The following is a 17,272-nucleotide window of genomic DNA, read 5'->3' as shown; positions in this document are numbered from 1 at the left end:
TGAAAGATTGAGTGAAAGTGAGAGTTCTAGCGAACCCGGGATTGAATGAATTGAACGATGCGCCCGGCCGCTTCCACGCATTCGGCGGTTTGCGCCACCAGGGCCATGCGGATTCTGCCGGCACCTGGATTGCTGCCCCGGGCTTCGCGCGCCAGGTAACTGCCGGGCAACACCACGACATTGTAAAGAGCCAACAGATCACGCGAGAACGCCTCGTCCGAACCGTTAAAGACCGGCGGCACCTTGGCCCACAAATAGAAGCCGGCATCGGGCAGCGCCACCTCCATCACCGAAGCCAGCAGCGGCGTGACCTGGGCAAACTTGTCGCGGTACAGGGCGCGGTTGTCCATCACATGCTGCTCGTCGTTCCAGGCGGCGATGCTGGCGGCCTGCACCACCGGGCTCATGGCGCTGCCGTGGTAGGTGCGGTAGAGCAAAAATGGCTTGATCAGCGCCGCATCACCGGCCACGAACCCGCTGCGCAGGCCGGGCACGTTGCTGCGCTTGGACAGGCTGGTCAGCGCAATCAGGTTTTTAAAGTCATGCCGGCCCAGCTGGGCCGCGGCCTGGAGCCCGCCCAGCGGCGCTTCGTCACGAAAGTAAATCTCGCTGTAGCACTCGTCCGATGCGATCACAAAGCCGTAGCGGTCGCTGAGCTTGAACAGCAGTTCCCATTCGGCGAGCGACATCACGGCGCCGGTCGGGTTGCCCGGCGAGCAGACAAACAGCAGCTGGGTTTTGGCCCAGACCGCTTCGGGCACACTGGCCCAGTCCACGGCAAAGTTGCGCGCCGGGTCACTCGGCGCAAACCAGGTTTGCGCGCCGGCCAGCAGCGCCGCGCCTTCGTAAATCTGATAGAAAGGATTCGGACTTACGACGGTGGCGCCGGGCTGGCCGGCGTCAATTACGGTTTGCGCCAGCGAAAAAAGTGCCTCGCGCGAGCCGTTGACCGGCAAAATTTGCGTCGTCGGGTCCACTTTCAGGCCATAGCGCCGCGCCAGCCAGTCGGCCATCGTCTGGCGCAGCCTGGGCTCGCCCAGGGTGCCGGGGTAGCTGGCCAGCCCACTCAGGCTGGCCGTCAGCGCGTCTTTCACCAGTTGCGGCGTGGCGTGGCGCGGCTCGCCGATGCCCAGACTGATGGGGCTGTAAGCCGGGTTGGGCGTGACGCCGGCGTGCAACTGGCGCAAACGCTCGAACGGATAGGGTTGAAGGCGGGAAAGTAGCGGATTCATCCCCGGATTATCCCGCCTTGGCGCCGGGAGCAGGCCGCCAGTCCGCTCGCCATGGCGGGGCAGAAGCGGCATATTGCTATAAAAATAATAGCATACTATGCGCGTATTGATTGGGCTATAGGCTGATTTTATGCCTTTTTTAGGCTCCAGGGCTGCGCCGGCGCCGGCTTTTGATGCGGCGCAGCAACTTTCGGGCGGCGCGACGCAAAGTGTTGCACCGCGCATGAGGGCTTGGGCCTTTTCTCCTGCAAACAGCCCACGGCGCTCGGGTAACATTGCAGGCCGTGCACCGCGCCCCCGTGGTGCGGGCGCCTTGTCAAAGCGCTATAAGAATCAACGACTTAGCTTGAATCTTCTTACAGGCTCAAGATAACGCAGGACTGCTGTGCGTCTCAATTCGATCAAGTTATCCGGCTTTAAATCCTTCGCGGAGCCGACCAATTTCGTACTGCCGGGGCAACTCATCGGCGTGGTGGGGCCCAACGGTTGCGGCAAATCCAACATCATGGACGCGGTGCGCTGGGTGCTGGGCGAAAGCAAGGCCTCCGAACTGCGCGGCGAGTCGATGCAGGACGTGATCTTCAACGGCACCAACACGCGCAAGCCGGCCAGCCGCTCCAGCGTCGAGCTGGTGTTTGACAACAGCGACCACCGCGCCGGCGGCCAGTGGGGCCAGTTTGCCGAAATCGCCGTCAAGCGGGTGCTGACGCGCGACGGCACGTCGAGCTACTACCTCAACAACCAGCCGGTGCGCCGCCGCGACGTGCAGGACGTGTTTCTGGGCACCGGCCTGGGGCCGCGCGCCTACGCCATCATCGGCCAGGGCACCATCAGCCGCATCATCGAGTCCAAGCCCGAGGAGCTGCGGCTGTTTCTCGAAGAAGCCGCCGGTGTCTCCAAGTACAAGGAGCGGCGCCGCGAGACCGCGAACCGCCTGTCGGACACGCGCGAAAACCTGACCCGTGTCGAAGACATCCTGCGCGAACTCAATGCCAATCTCGACCGGCTCGAAAAGCAGGCCGAGGTCGCCCTGCGCTACAACACCTTGCAGGCCGATGGCAGCCTGAAGCAGCACCAGCTGTGGTTTTTAAAGCGCAGCGAGAGCGAAGCCGACCAGGGCCGGGTCAAGGCCGAGGCGGAAAAGGCCGTCAACGACCTGGAAAGCCGGGTCGCCGACCTGCGCCACATCGAAGCCGACCTCGAAACCATACGCCAGGCCCACTATTCGGCCGGCGACCAGGTCAATCAGGCGCAGGGCAAGCTCTATGAGGCCAGCGCCGAAGTCGGGCGGCTGGAGGCCGAAATCCGCTTCGTGGTCGATGGCCGCCTGCGCGTCGAGCAGCGCCTGGCCCAGCTCAAGGAACAAACCGCCCAATGGGCCACGCGCAAGGAAGATGCGGCCATCGAAACCGAAAGCCTGGCTGCGCAGGCCATAGCCGCCGAAGAAAAATCCGAATTGCTGGCCGCCCAAAGCGAAGAGCAGGCCGACCAGCTGCCGGCACTTGAAGAAGCCTTGCGCCAGGCGCAGGCCAAGGCCAATGAGCAGCGCGCCAGCGTGGGCCAGGTGCAGCAGCAGATTCAGGTGCTGGCCGCCGACCAGCGCAATATCGAGGAACAGTCGCGCACGCTGACCCTGCGCCACGAGCGCCTGAGCGCCGATCGCAACGCGCTCAATGCGCCCGACGAAGCGCGGCTGGTCAACCTGAACGCGCAATTTGCCGGTGCCAGGGAAGCGCAGGCGGTGGCCGAGGCCCGCCTGCACGAGTTGACCGAGACCGTGCCGCAGCTCGACGAAGAGCGCCGGGCCAAGCAGCAGGCCGTCAACACCGAATCGGCCAAACGCGCGGAGCTGTCGGCCCGCATGGAAGCGCTCAAGGCGCTGCAGGAAAAAGTCAAGACCGACGGCAAGCTCAAGCCCTGGCTGAGCAAACACGGTCTGGACAGCCTGCAAGGCCTGTGGAGCCGCATCCATATTGAGCAGGGCTGGGAAAACGCGCTAGAGGCCGCGCTGCGCGAGCGGCTTGGCGCGCTGGAAGTCAGCCGCCTGGACCTGGTGCGCGGCTTTGCCGGCAGCGATGGCCAAGGCACGCCGCCGGCCAAGTTGTCGTTTTACTCGCCGCCGCAGGGCGCCGCACCGGGCCGCTCCAACACAGCCATCAGCCTCAAGCCGCTGGCCGACCTGCTGCGCCTGAACGATGCCGGCCAGTCGGCGCTGCTGGACGACTGGCTGCATGGCTGCTACACCGCGCCAAGCCTGGACGACGCGCTGGCCGCGCGCGGGCAGTTGCAGGCCGGCGAGGGGGTTTACGTCAAGAGCGGCCATGCCGTGACGCAGCACAGCGTGAGTTTTTATGCGCCCGATTCCGAGCAGGCCGGTTTGCTGGCGCGGGCGCAGGAAATCGAAAACCTTGACAAGCAGCTCAGGGCCCAGGTGCTGATCAGCGAGGAAGCCAGAGCCGCGCTGGTGCGCGCCGAAGCCGCCTACGCCGACGCCGCGCAGCGGCTGGCCACGGCCCGGCGTGAAGCCGCCGAAGGCCAGAGCCGGGCCCACGAGCTGCAGGTCGAGGTGCTGCGCCTGACGCAACTGGCCGAGCAGACCCGCGCCCGGGCCGAGCAGATTCAGGGCGACATGGCTGAAATCAGCGCCCAGCTCGACGAATTGCAGGAACGCAAGGTCACGGCCGAGGCGCGCTTCGAAGAGCTGGACATGCAGCTGGCCGACAGCCAGGAGCGCCACGCGCAGCTGGACGACCGGGTGATTGAAACCGAGCGCAAGCTGGCCGAGTCGCGCGAACAGCAGCGCACGCTGGAGCGCCAGTCGCAGGAGGCGCAGTTTGCGCTGCGCAGCCTGGCCTCGCGCCGTGAAGAGCTGACGCGCTCCATAGCCATTGCCGCCAGCCAGGCGGCCTCGATTGCGGCCGAGGAAGAACGCGCCAGGGAAGAACTGTCGCGCCTGACCGATGCCGCCGCGCAGGCCGGCCTGCAGGGCGCGCTGAACCTCAAGCTCGAGCGCGAGGCCGATCTGGGCACCAGGCGCAGCCAGTATGACGACCTGACCAACAAGTTGCGCGCCAGCGACGAGCGGCGACTCACCCTTGAGCGCGAACTCGACCCGCTGCGCCAGCGCATCACCGAGTTCCAGCTGAAAGAGCAGGCCGCGCGCCTGGGCTTCGAGCAATACGCCCAGTTGCTGTTAGACGCCCAGGCCGACCTGGCGCTGGTGGAGCAGTCGATTCAAACCGGCAACGTGCGGCTGGCGGGCCTGCAGGGCGAGATTGACCGCATCAACCGCGAGATCCAGTCGCTGGGCGCCGTCAACCTGGCCGCGCTGGACGAGCTGAGCACGGCGCGCGAGCGCAAGCAGTTCCTCGATGCGCAGTCGGCCGACCTGAATGAAGCCATGGCGACGCTGGAAGACGCGATCCGGAAAATCGACATCGAAACGCGTGACCTGCTGGGCAGCACCTTTGCCACCGTCAATGAACACTTTGGCAAGATGTTCCCCGAGCTGTTTGGCGGCGGCAATGCACGGCTGGTGATGACCGGCGAGGAAATCCTCGACGCCGGCGTGCAGGTGATGGCCCAGCCGCCCGGCAAGAAAAACCAGACGATTCATTTGCTGTCGGGCGGCGAAAAGGCCCTGACGGCGATTGCGCTGGTGTTTGCGATTTTTCAGCTCAACCCGGCACCGTTCTGCCTGCTGGACGAGGTCGACGCGCCGCTGGACGATGCCAACACCGAGCGCTATGCAAAATTGGTGTCCAGCATGAGCAAGAGCACCCAGTTCCTGTTCATCAGCCACAACAAGATCGCCATGGAAATGGCCGAGCAGCTGATTGGCGTGACCATGCAGGAGCAGGGCGTTTCGCGCATCGTCGCGGTGGACATGGAAGCGGCCATCGGCTTTGCCGAAACCGCCTGAGCGCCACCCTAACTGACCCCCTCTTAACTGCAACCCAGCATGAGTAGTACCTTTCAAATCAGTCTTGCGGTGGCCGGTGGCCTGGTGCTGGCGGGCGTGGTGGCCCACAGCGCCTGGTCGGCACGCAAAAACCAGCCCAAGCGGGCCACGCCCGAAACCATGGCCGAGACGGACACCGAAAAAGCACCTCTGGTGGCGCAAACCGGCGAGGGCGGCGAGGCCTACCAGCGCCAGGAACCCAGTTTTGATGCCGACACCGGCCCCGACAGCGAGCCCAGCCTGGCCGCGCTGACCCGCCTGACCACGCCCGAGAAAAAGCCGGGCCTGGACGCGCTGATCGACGTGATTGCGCCGGTGATGGTGGAGTCGGTCGTTTCTGGCGAGGCCGCGCTGGCCGCCATGCCCGCCACGCGCCGCGCCGGCAGCAAGCCGTTTGGCGTCGAGGGCCTGAGCGTGGCCAGCGGCGAGTGGGAGCTGCCGTCGCCGGGCCAGCGCTACAGTGCCTTTCAGTGCGGGGTGCAGCTGGCCAACCGCACCGGCGCGCTGAACCAGATTGAGTACTCTGAATTTGTCATGAAAGCGCAGGCCTTTGCCGATGCGGTGAGCGGCGAGCCGGAGTTTCCGGAAATGCAGGACGAAGTGGCGCGCGCCCGCGAACTCGACAACTTTGCCAGCGGCCATGACGCCCAGCTCAGCTTTACCCTGCGCGCCCTGCACACCGCCTGGAGCCCCGGCTACGTACAGCAAAGCGCGGCCCGCATCGGTTTTGTCGCCGGTTCGATTCCGGGCCGCATGGTGCTGCCGGCCAGCCAGAGCGGCCATGCGCCGATTCTGGGCCTGGCCTTTGACACCCAGGCCGCCATGGCCGACGACCCCGAGCAGACCGCGCTGCGCGAAATCACGCTGTCGCTGGACGTGCCGCAGGTGCTGCGCGCCGAGCAGCCTTTTGCCCGCATGTGCGAAGCCGCCATTGCGCTGGCCAAGAGCATGGACGGCGTGATCATCGACGACAACGGCAACCCGATCCGGCCCGAGGCCATGGAAGGGATTCATGCCGACCTGGAGCAGCTGTACGACACGCTGGACGAGCGCGACCTGTCGGCCGGCTCGGCGCTGGGGCGGCGGCTTTTCAGCTGAATATGGCTCCCCCCCGTAGCAGCCTTCGGCCGCTTCCCCCTGCAGGGGGCGCCGCTTGCGGCCCGGCAAAGCCGGTTCCACGGCGGCCTGGCCAAGAAACCTTGCTTGGAATTAACGAGATGGATGAGCCCGACCTCTTTGGCGATGCAGCACAAGACACACATGACGTAAAGCGAATGGAAGCATTGCGCATGCAGTTGCATTCGCACTCTCACAGCTATTACGTGTTGGACAGGCCTGCAGTTCCTGACGCGGTATATGACGCACTCTATCGCGAACTTGAAGCGCTGGAAGCCAAGCACCCAGGATCGGTGCCGCCCGACTCGCCGACCCAGCGCGTGGGCGGCCGGCCGCTGGACCAGTTTGCCAGCGTGCGCCACAAGGTGCCCATGCTCAGCATTCGCACCGAAACCGATACCGAGGCGACCGGCGCGCAAAATTTTGACACCCGCGTGCGCAAGGAGCTGGGCCTGTCGCCGGCGGAGCCGCCGGTCGAGTACGTGGCCGAGCTCAAGTTTGACGGCCTGGCCATGAGCTTGCGCTACGAAAACCGGGTGCTGGTGCAGGCCGCCACGCGCGGTGATGGCGAAGTCGGCGAGGACGTGACGCAGAACATCCGCACCATCAGGCAGATTCCGCTGCGGCTGCCCGAAGACGCGCCGGCGGTGATCGAGGTGCGCGGCGAGGTTTACATGCGCCGTGCCGATTTTGAGGCGCTCAATGAAAAGCAGCGCGAAAAGATAGCCCAGGGCGCCAAGGGTGAAAAAACCTTTGTCAACCCGCGCAATGCGGCCGCCGGTGGCGTGCGCCAGCTCGACCCGCAGATTGCGGCCCAGCGCCGCCTGAGCTTTTTTGCCTATGGCCTGGGCGACATCACGCCGCCCGGCCAGGGCGGGCCGGTGTTTGACACCCACTTTGAACTGCTTCAAACCCTTAAATCATGGGGTTTTCCGGTTGCAGCCCAGGTGGAACGTGCCCATGGTGCTACTGAATTGATAGCGTACCACGAGCGCATGGGCGCTGCCCGCGACGCCCTGCCGTATGACATCGACGGTGTGGTGTACAAGGTCAACAGCCTGGCGCTGCAACGCCAGCTGGGCTTCAAGACGCGGGAGCCGCGCTGGGCGGTGGCGCACAAATACCCGGCGCAGGAGCAGCTCACCACGGTGCTGGCGATTGACGTGCAGGTCGGGCGCACCGGCAAACTCACGCCGGTGGCCAAGCTGGCGCCGGTGTTTGTCGGCGGCGTGACCGTGACCAACGCCACGCTGCACAACGAGGACGAGGCGCGGCGCAAGGATGTGCGGGTCGGTGACACGGTGATCGTGCGACGCGCCGGCGACGTGATTCCCGAGGTAGTGAGCGTGCTGCCTGACAAACGCGTGGCGGGCGCTGACATCTTCACCATGCCGCGCCAGTGTCCGGTCTGCGGCTCGGACGCGGTGCGGCTGGAAGGCGAGGCCGACTACCGCTGCACCGGCGGTCTGTTTTGCGCCGCGCAGCGCAAGGAGGCGATTTTGCATTTCGCGCACCGGCGCGCCGTCGAGGTGGAAGGGCTGGGCGACAAACTGGTCGAGCAGCTGGTGGACAGCCACGTGATTCGCACGCTGCCGGATTTGTACCGGCTGGGCTTGACGGCGCTCGCCGGCCTGGACCGCATGGCCGACAAATCCGCCGCCAAGCTGCTGGCCGCGCTGGAAAAATCCAAGCAGACCAGCTTGCCGCGCTTTCTGTTTGGCCTGGGCATACGCCATGTCGGCGAGGCCACGGCCAAGGAACTGGCGCGGCATTTTGGCAAGCTGGACAGCATCATGGACGCCAGTGAAGAGCAGTTGCTGGCGGTCAGCGACGTTGGCCCCATCGTGGCCAAGAGCCTTCGCACCTTTTTTGACCAGTCGCACAACCGCGAGGTGGTCGAGCAGCTGCGTGCCTGCGGCGTGAACTGGCCCGAGGGCGAGCCGGCCGAGGTGGCGCCCACGCCGCTGGCCGGCCAGACCTTTGTCATCACCGGCACGCTGCCCACGCTGAGCCGCGACGAGGCCAAGGACCGGGTGGAGGCGGCGGGCGGCAAGGTCGCCGGGTCGGTCAGCAAGAAAACCGACTATGTGGTGGCCGGTGCCGAGGCCGGCAGCAAGCTACTCAAGGCGCAGGCGCTGGGCATCACGGTGATTGACGAGGCGGCCCTGCTGGCGCTGCTGGCCGGGGTTTCCGGCTAACAGCCCGCCGTCTGCTTACATGGCGTTACCCAGGTTTGCACGGCGTACGTCACGCCAGCGCGTTCGCCAGACGTTAAATAGCTCTGAACACTCAGGAGCTTTTCATGAACATCCTACGAACTACCGGTTTGCTGGGCGCTGCGGGCGCCGCCATGCTGTTGTCGGGCTGCGTCGTCGCGCCCATTGGCCCGGACCCTTATGGCGGCTATCCGTCAGCCTCGGTTTACGTGCAACCCGGACCGGTTGTTGTCAGCCCGGGCTACTACGGCTATCGGCGCGGCTACTGGGGCCACGGCGGCTATGGTCGTGGCTACGGGCCGGGTTACGGCGATCGCCACGGTCATTAAGGCCCGCTGGAGCGAATCACCCCGCGCCGCCATAATCGGCGCATGACCATTCGTGAAATCCTCAAAATGGGCGATGCGAGGCTCCTGCGCGTCGCCCCAGCCGTGACCGACTTTGACAGCGACGAGCTGCACCTGCTGATTTCCGACATGTTTGACACCATGCGCGACGCCAGCGGGGCAGGGCTGGCGGCGCCGCAAATTGGGGTCAACCTGCAGCTGGTGATTTTTGGCACCGACGAGCTCAACCCGCGCTACCCCGACGCGCCGCTGGTGCCGCGCACGGTATTGCTCAACCCCGTCATCACACCGCTCGGCCAGGCGCTGGAGAGCGACTGGGAAGGCTGCCTGTCGGTGCCTGGCCTGCGCGGCATGGTGCCGCGCTATTCGCATATCCGCTACACCGGCTTTGACCCCTACGGTGACCCGATAGACCGCACGGTGGACGGCTTTCACGCGCGGGTGGTGCAGCATGAATGCGACCACCTGATGGGGGTGCTGTACCCGATGCGCATCCGCGACTTCAGCCAGTTTGGCTACACCGAGGTGCTGTTTCCCGGGCTGGACGCGGGTGACGACTGACCCTGTCGCGGTACGCGAGACACTGGCCTTCGGCTCGGCGATACATCAGAATTGGGTTTGATTGACCAAAAAGCCTGTTGCCAGCCATGCCAGACCGCACCCAACCGCTAACCGTCGGTGAACCCGCTCCCTGGTTCACCTGCCGCTCGCCGTCCAATCCGCGCTACGGTTTCAGCACGGTGGCCGGGCGTTTTGTGGTGCTGTGCTTTTTGGGCTCGGCGGCCGACGCTGACAGCCGCACCTTGCTGCACGCCATACAGGAGCAGCAGGCGCTGTTCGATCCCGAGCACATCCTGCTGTTCAACCTGTCCAGCGACCCGCAGGACGAGATGCAGGGCCGTCTGGCCGACGGCGCCAGCGGCATTCGCGTATTCTGGGATTTCGATCACGCGGTGGCGCGCCAGTTCGGCCTGGTCGCGCCGGGCGGCGAAGGCGGCGGCGCGCTGCGCAAGATGGTGTACGTGATGGATCTGCGCCTGCGTGTGCTGACGGTGATCCCCTTGCAAACCGATGCCAGCCAGTGTGTTGAACGCCTGATGCAGGTGCTGCATTCGCTGCCGCCCGTGGGCAAACCGCGCATGGCCAACAGCCAGGCGCCGGTGCTGGTGCTGCCGCGGGTGTTCAGCCCCGAGCTGTGCCGCACGCTGATCCGGACTTATGCGCAGCAGGGCGGTGAACCCTCGGGCTTTATGCGTGATGTGCAGGGCAAAACGGTGCTGGTCAACGACACCAGCCACAAGCAGCGGCGCGACTGTCTGCTGCAGGATGAGACCCTGCAGGAAACCTGCGTGGGCGCCATCCGGGCGCGGCTGCTGCCGCAACTGCAAAATGCGTTCCAGTTCAGTGCCACCCACATGGAGCGGCACATGGTGGCCTGCTACGACGCCCAGGAAGGCGGGCATTTTCGGCCACACCGCGACAACACCACCCTGGGCACGGCGCACCGGCGCTTTGCGGTGTCGCTGTTTCTGAACACTGGCGACTACGAGGGCGGCCTGCTGCGCTTTCCCGAGTTTGGCCCAGCCCTGTTCAGCGCGCCCACGGGCGGCGCCGTGGTGTTTTCGTGTTCGCTGCAGCACGAGGCCACGCCGGTCACGCAGGGCCGGCGCTATATGTACCTGCCTTTTCTGTACGACGAGGCGGCGGCGCAGGTGATGCTGCGCAACCGCCAGTATTTGCAGGCGGGTGGCCAGGATGAGGATGCCGCACCGGCCGACAGCCCGCTTGCCGGGCCACAGGGGCAATAGCCGACAGCGCATTGCGCAGCGGGCCACAGGCGTACACTGCCTAGACAGTTTTGGCACTTTTGCCATGTCTGAGCGTGTTGTGCGCAGGAAAGCTTGCCGCATGTCACCCGCTCCGTCCGCCCCCCCACCCTATCAAACCCGGCTGCAGACCGTCAGCGGCAGCGGCGCTGACCTGCAACTGCGCTCCCTGCTGGACCGGCAGCAGTATTACGACCCGCTGGGAGAGGCTGAACGCGAGGGCATTTCATCGTCGGCCTGGCCGATTTTTGGCCTGCTGTGGCCATCGGGCCGGGTGCTGGCGCATGCCATGCTGACTTTTGAGCTGGGCGGCAAGCGTATCCTGGAACTTGGCTGTGGCCTGGCGCTGGCCAGCCTGGTGGTGCACCGCCGGGGCGGCAACATCACCGCCAGCGACTGCCACCCGCTGGCGGCTGATTTTCTGCGCGAAAACCTGCTGCTCAACCAACTGCCGGCCATGCGCTACCAGATCGGCAACTGGTCGCGTGCCAACCCGCTGCTGGCGCGGTTTGACCTGATCATTGGCAGCGATGTGCTGTATGACCGGGACCAGCCCGAGGCGCTGTCGCAATTCATAGGCCTGCATACGCAACCCGACGCGGAGGTGCTGATCGTGGACCCGGACCGAGGTAACCGCGCCAGCTTTAACCGCAAGATGCAGGCCATGGGCTATTCGCGCACCGAAACCCGGGTTGGTGCGCTACCGGGCAGCGGAGACAGGTACAAGGGTCGGCTGCTGCGTTACCTGAAGACTTCAGTTATCTGAGGAAGTCAAGCGCTCAGGCATTCAGCGCTTCCAGCAGCTCGGTCTCAATCGCGATCTGCGCCTTGTTGTGCTGCAGCTCCGGTCCGTCGATCAAAAAGGTATCTTCGACCCGCTCGCCGAGCGTGGTGACCTTGGCCAGTTGCAGGTTGATGCGGTGCCGTGCCAACACCCGCGCAATCAGGTAGAGCAGGCCGACGCGGTCGCTGGCCGACACGCTGAGCAGCCAGCGCTGGGCTTTTTCATCGGGCCGCAGGTCCACCCGGGGCGCGATCGGAAAGCTCCTGACGCGGCGTGACACGCGGCCCTTGCCCGGCGGCGGCAACGGGCCTGCTGCTTGAAGCGTGCGGTCGAGCTCGGCTTCCACCATCGCCGCCAGTTCGCGGTAATGGTCTGCCAGGTCGGGGCTGATCACCTGGAAGGTATCCAGCGCGTAACCATTGCGGGCGGTGTGAATCTTGGCGTCCAGGATGCTGAAGCCGGCCTGGTCAAAGTAGCCGCAAATCCGCGCAAACAAATCGGGCGCATCGGGGGTGTAGACCAATACCTGCATGCCTTCGCCGGCCGACGAGCGGCGCGCCCGCACAATGGCCTTGGCCTTGCCGACATGGCGTGACAGCTGGCGGGCGTGCCAGGCAATATCGGCCGCCTCATGGCGCATGAAGTAGCTCACGTCCAGCGTGTCCCACAAGGCCTTGTGGCCCTCAAATGGCTCGGCGTGAAGCGCCAGCAGGGTCAGGGCCTCGCGCTTGCGGGCTTCGACCTCGGCGCCTGCATCGGGGGCGCGGCCGCCCAGCACGCGCAAGGTGTAGCGGTACAGGTCTTCCAGCAGCTTGCCTTTCCAGGCGTTCCAGACCTTGGGACTGGTGCCGCGAATATCGGCCACCGTCAGCAGGTAGAGCGCGGTCAGGTTGCGCTCGTTGCCCACGCGCCTGGCAAACGCGGCAATAACCTCGGGGTTGCTCAGGTCTTCCTTCTGGGCAATGCGGCTCATGCTCAGGTGTTCGCCCACCAGAAACTCGATCAGCCGCGCGTCTTCGCCGGTGATGCCGTGCTGGCGGCAAAAGCTGCGCACATCCTTGCAGCCCAGCTCGGAATGGTCGCCGCCGCGGCCCTTGGCAATGTCATGAAACAGCGCGGCGACGTACAGAATCCACGGCTTGTCCCAGCCCGCGGCCAGTTGCGAGCACATCGGGTACTCATGCGAGTGCTCGGCCATGAAAAAGCGCCGCGCATTGCGCAGCACCATCAGGATGTGCTGGTCCACCGTGTAGACGTGGAACAGATCGTGCTGCATCTGACCGACGATTTTGCGAAACACCCAGAGGTAGCGTCCCAGCACCGAGGTCTGGTTCATCAGCCGCAGGGCGTGCGTGATGCCTTCGGGTTCCTGCATGATGCGGCGAAAGGTGTTGCGGTTGACCGGGTCGCGCCTGAACTGGCTGTCCATCACGCCGCGCGCGTTGTACAGCGCCCGCAGCGTGCGCGCCGACAGGCCCTTGATGCCGACCGTGGTCTCGTACAGCAAAAAGGTTTCTAAAATCGCGTGCGGCTGGCGCACATACAGGTCGTCGCTGGCCACCTCCAGCATGCCGGCTTTGTCGCAAAACCGTTCATTGATAGGACGCAGCGGGTAGGTGCTGGGGTGCAGCCGTTCTTCAATATTGAGCAGCAAAATCTGGTTGAGCTGCGTCACCGCCTTGGCCGCCCAGTAATAACGCTTCATCAAGGCTTCACTGGCCCGGCGCGGCAGCTTGCTGCCGTCTTCCGCCTGCGCCGAATAGCCGAAAGACTCGGCCACGGCGGTCTGCAGATCAAACACCAGCCGGTCTTCGCGCCGCCCGGCAATCAGGTGAAGCCGGGCGCGTATCAGGCTCAGCAGGGCTTCGTTGGCCTTGATCTGGCGCACTTCAAAGGCGGTAGCCAGGCCGTTTCGGGCCAGTTCGTCCCACGACTTGCCCAGGCCGGCGGCGCGCGCCACCCAGAGCACGACCTGCAGGTCGCGCAGGCCGCCGGGCGACTCCTTGCAATTGGGCTCCAGCGCGTAGGGCGTGTTTTCAAACTTGTTGTGGCGCTGGCGCAGTTCCAGTGTTTTGGCGACAAAAAAAGCCTGCGGATCGAGCAGGGCATCGAGCTGCTTTTGCAGGCTGGAAAAATTCTTTTTAGACCCCGCCAGCAGCCGCGCCTCCAGCAGCGAGGTCTGCACCGTCACATCCTTGGCCGCCTCCTCCACGCAGTCGGCCGCGGTGCGCACGCTGGAGCCGATCTCCAGCCCGCTGTCCCAGCAGCTGCCAATAAAGCGCTCCACCTTGGACTTGAGCGCCGGGTCGGCATCGACCTCTGCATCGTCGGGCAGCAGCAGCAGCACATCGACATCGGAATGCGGAAACAGCGCACCCCGGCCAAAGCCGCCGACGGCCACCAGACAGGCGCTGTCGGGAAAGGCGGCGCGTTGCCACAGCAGTTGCAAGGTAGCGTCGGCATGCCGGGCCAGCTTTTGCAGCAGGCTGTGAATGCCCCGGCTGGAGGCGCCGCTGGCCGCCAGCGAGGCCAACAGGGCGGTTTTGCCGGCCCGGTAGTGCTCGCGCACCTCGGTCAGGTCGGTGGGCGACAGGGGTGTGCTCATGGGCGAGCGGCGCAGGGCAAGGCCAGCCGCCCGGATCAGGCGCTGGCCGTGAGCTGGAGCGACGGATTTTTGGGGACGAAGGCCGGGATGGGCGGGCTGCCGGCCGACAGTGTCAGCACTTCATAGCCGGTTTCGGTGACCAGAATGGTGTGTTCCCACTGGGCCGACAACGAATGGTCGCGCGTCACGATGGTCCAGCCGTCTTTTTCGGGGCCGTCCTTGATGTCGCGCTTGCCGGCATTGATCATCGGCTCTATGGTGAAGGTCATGCCGGGCTTGAGCTCTTCGAGCGTGCCGGGGCGGCCGTAGTGCAGCACCTGCGGTTCTTCATGAAAACGCTGGCCAATGCCATGGCCGCAAAATTCGCGCACCACGCTGAACCCCTGTTTTTCGGCAAAGGTCTGGATCGCGTGGCCGATGTCGCCAAGCCGGATGCCAGGCTTGACGCGCATGATGCCGTGCCACATGGCCTCGTAGGTCACGCTGCACAGCCGCTTGGCGGCAATCGAGGTTTCGCCAATCAGGTACATGCGGCTGTTGTCGCCAAACCAGCCGTCCCTGGTGATGACCGTGACATCGATGTTCATGATGTCGCCGCGCTTGAGCGGCTTGGCGTTGGGAATGCCGTGGCACACCACATGGTTGAGCGAGGTGCACAGCGACGCCGGGTAGGGCGGGTAGCCCGGCGGCTGGTAGCCCAGCGTGGCCGAGGTCGTGTTTTGCACGTTCACCATGTAGTCGTTGGCGAGCTTGTCGATTTCCAGGGTCGTGATGCCGGCCTTGACGAAAGGCGTGAGGTAATCCAGCACCTCGGAGGCGAGTTTGCAGGCCACACGCATGCCTTCAATGCCGGCCGCGTCTTTGTAAGTAATGCTCATGCTGCGGATTATCCCACCGGACCCGTGCCCCTGTGGGCAGCCGGTATTTCGTGGCCTGGCAGGGCGGGTCAGGGGTTAAGTCGCTGATAAAATTGCGGGTTAACGCGCGCCCGGCAACGCTTTGCGCTTGCAGGGGCGTCACCCCAAGACTGCTTCCTCCCTTACCCGGCCGACAAGGCCAGCACGACCGTGACCCTGCACCTGACGACTTTCGAGGGCGACGCCCACGGCATCAACGCCCTGAGCGACTTCCGCGTTCAGCAATTGCTGCCCCGCCTGCAAGCCATTGAAGCCAGAATCAGCGGCATCAGCGCCCGGTTTGTGCACCTGGTGGCCACCGATGCGGCGCCCGCCGACGCGCTGAAAACCCGGCTGGCGGCCCTGCTCAGCTATGGCGAACCCTGCGACCAGCCGGTCGCGGGCGCCGACCCGGCCCTGCTGTTCATCGTGTCGCCGCGCTTTGGCACGGTGTCGCCCTGGGCCTCCAAGGCCACCGACATTGCCCACAACTGCGGCTTGGGGCTCAAGCGCATCGAGCGCATCACCGAATACCGGCTGACGCTCAAATCCGGCTTTTTTGCCAAAACCGCGCTGACCGATGCCCAGCGCGAGCAGATCGCCGCGCTGCTGCACGACCGCATGACGGAAAGCGTGATGTTTGACCGGACGCAGGCGGCTGGCCTCTTCACCGAACTTCAGGGCGCCGCGCTGCAAACCATTGACGTGCTCAAGGGTGGCAAGGCGGCGCTGGAGGCCGCCAACCGCGAATTCGGCCTGGCGCTGGCCGCCGATGAAATCGACTACCTGGTGAATGCCTATACGAAAGGCCCGCAGCTGCAGCGTAACCCGACCGATGTCGAGCTGATGATGTTTGCGCAGGCCAACAGCGAGCATTGCCGCCACAAGATTTTCAATGCCGACTTCACGATTGACGGCGTGCCGCAGGACAAAAGCCTGTTCGCCATGATCCGCAACACCGAGCAGCTGCACCCGCAGCACACGGTGGTGGCCTATTCCGACAACGCCTCGGTCATGGAAGGCGCCAAAATCCAGCGTTTTTATGCCAAATCGGGCTCCAGCCCAGATACAAAGGGCGCAGCCAGCTATCAAAACAATAGCGAAATGTACCGCGCCACAAATGACGTGCTGACCCATGTGCTGATGAAGGTGGAGACGCACAACCACCCGACGGCGATCTCGCCGTTCCCGGGCGCCTCCACCGGCGCGGGCGGCGAGATCCGCGACGAAGGCGCGACCGGGCGCGGCTCCAAACCCAAGGCCGGCCTGACGGGTTTTACCGTTTCCAGATTGTTCGATGGCGATTACGGCAAGCCCGAGCACATCGCCAGCCCGCTGCAGATCATGACGGAGGGCCCGCTGGGCGGCGCGGCCTTTAACAATGAGTTTGGCCGGCCCAACCTGGCCGGCTATTTCCGTGAATACGAGCAGACCGTGGGCGGCCAGCGCTGGGGTTATCACAAGCCCATCATGATTGCCGGCGGCGTTGGCACGATTGATGCCGGGCTGACCCAAAAGATTCTGTTCCCGGCCGGCACCTTGCTGATCCAGCTCGGCGGCCCCGGCATGCGCATCGGCATGGGCGGCAGCGCGGCCAGTTCCATGGCCTCGGGCGCCAACGCGGCGCAGCTCGACTTTGACTCGGTGCAACGCGGCAACCCCGAGATCGAGCGGCGCGCGCAGGAAGTCATCAACCAGTGCGCGCAGCTGGGCCAGGCCAACCCGATTCTGGCGATTCACGACGTGGGCGCCGGCGGGCTGTCCAACGCCTTCCCCGAACTCGTCAACGACGCCGGTCGTGGCGCCCGTATTGATTTGCGCGCCGTGCCGCTCGAAGAAAGCGGCCTGTCGCCCAAGGAAATCTGGAGCAACGAAAGCCAGGAACGCTATGTCATGGCGATTGCGCCCGAGTCACTGGCCCAGTTTCAGGCCTTTTGCGAACGCGAGCGCTGCCCGTTTGCCGTGATTGGTGTGGCGACGCAAGAGCGCCAACTGGTGCTGTCCGACAACGATGCGGCCGCACCCGTCGACATGCCCATGAACGTGCTGCTGGGCAAGCCGCCCAAAATGCACCGCGACGTGAAAAGTGTGGCGCACAGCATCAAACCCATCGACCTGACCGGCGTTGACCTGCAAAAGAGCGCCATCGCCGTGCTGAGCCACCCGACGGTGGCGTCCAAGCGCTTCTTGATCACCATTGGCGACCGCAGCGTGGGCGGGCTGACGCACCGCGACCAGATGGTCGGCCCGTGGCAGGTGCCGGTGGCCGATTGCGCCGTGACGCTGGCC

General features: G+C 65.0%; 11 protein-coding genes. 8 read left to right on the top strand and 3 right to left on the bottom strand.

The window, feature by feature from the left end; all coding sequences use genetic code 11:
* Nucleotides 1-26: 26 nt before the first annotated feature.
* Nucleotides 27-1,232, bottom strand: a complete 1,206-nt coding sequence (gene dapC / locus RMO23_RS06480) for a succinyldiaminopimelate transaminase (protein WP_309679657.1) — start codon at nt 1,230-1,232, stop codon at nt 27-29.
* 385 nt (nt 1,233-1,617) lie between these two features.
* Between dapC and smc the strand changes: the two genes are divergently transcribed.
* From smc to RMO23_RS06445, 7 genes are all read left to right on the top strand, one after another.
* Nucleotides 1,618-5,154, top strand: a complete 3,537-nt coding sequence (gene smc, locus RMO23_RS06475; RefSeq protein ID WP_309679655.1) for a chromosome segregation protein SMC — start codon at nt 1,618-1,620, stop codon at nt 5,152-5,154.
* Between the two features lie 39 nt (nt 5,155-5,193).
* On the top strand, nt 5,194-6,291 hold the full coding sequence (locus RMO23_RS06470; protein ID WP_309679653.1) for a cell division protein ZipA C-terminal FtsZ-binding domain-containing protein: 1,098 nt from the start codon (nt 5,194-5,196) through the stop codon (nt 6,289-6,291).
* A gap of 119 nt (nt 6,292-6,410) precedes the next feature.
* Nucleotides 6,411-8,507 (top strand): NAD-dependent DNA ligase LigA, encoded by a 2,097-nt coding sequence (ligA, locus tag RMO23_RS06465; protein ID WP_405041573.1) that lies wholly within the window; start codon nt 6,411-6,413, stop codon nt 8,505-8,507.
* Between the two features lie 104 nt (nt 8,508-8,611).
* A complete protein-coding gene (locus RMO23_RS06460; RefSeq protein WP_309679649.1) occupies nt 8,612-8,854 on the top strand; it encodes a hypothetical protein in 243 nt (80 codons plus the stop codon).
* A gap of 42 nt (nt 8,855-8,896) precedes the next feature.
* Entirely contained in the window at nt 8,897-9,433 is a 537-nt protein-coding gene (gene def / locus RMO23_RS06455; protein ID WP_309679647.1) for a peptide deformylase, read from the top strand.
* Between the two features lie 86 nt (nt 9,434-9,519).
* On the top strand, nt 9,520-10,680 hold the full coding sequence (locus RMO23_RS06450) for a 2OG-Fe(II) oxygenase (protein ID WP_309679645.1): 1,161 nt from the start codon (nt 9,520-9,522) through the stop codon (nt 10,678-10,680).
* Nucleotides 10,681-10,780: 100 nt separating this feature from the next.
* Entirely contained in the window at nt 10,781-11,464 is a 684-nt protein-coding gene (locus RMO23_RS06445; protein ID WP_309679643.1) for a methyltransferase domain-containing protein, read from the top strand.
* A gap of 13 nt (nt 11,465-11,477) precedes the next feature.
* On the opposite strand, the gene RMO23_RS06440 is transcribed toward RMO23_RS06445, so the two are convergent.
* The gene (locus tag RMO23_RS06440) at nt 11,478-14,087 is read right to left on the bottom strand and encodes a [protein-PII] uridylyltransferase (RefSeq protein ID WP_309679641.1); all 2,610 of its coding nucleotides are present in this window, start codon (nt 14,085-14,087) and stop codon (nt 11,478-11,480) included.
* A 35-nt stretch (nt 14,088-14,122) separates the two neighbouring features.
* Nucleotides 14,123-14,965: a type I methionyl aminopeptidase gene (map, locus tag RMO23_RS06435; RefSeq protein ID WP_309679639.1), complete on the bottom strand. Its 843-nt coding sequence runs from the start codon at nt 14,963-14,965 to the stop codon at nt 14,123-14,125.
* A gap of 189 nt (nt 14,966-15,154) precedes the next feature.
* Here map and purL point away from each other — a divergent pair.
* The coding region (purL, locus tag RMO23_RS06430) for a phosphoribosylformylglycinamidine synthase (RefSeq protein WP_309679637.1) at nt 15,155-17,272 on the top strand (2,118 nt) is incomplete at its 3' end.

The organism is Polaromonas sp., assembly GCF_031411155.1.
Taxonomy (GTDB): domain Bacteria; phylum Pseudomonadota; class Gammaproteobacteria; order Burkholderiales; family Burkholderiaceae_C; genus Polaromonas.
The sequence above is the reverse complement of the archived record's forward strand: the minus strand, read 5'-3'. Positions and strand labels throughout refer to the sequence as shown.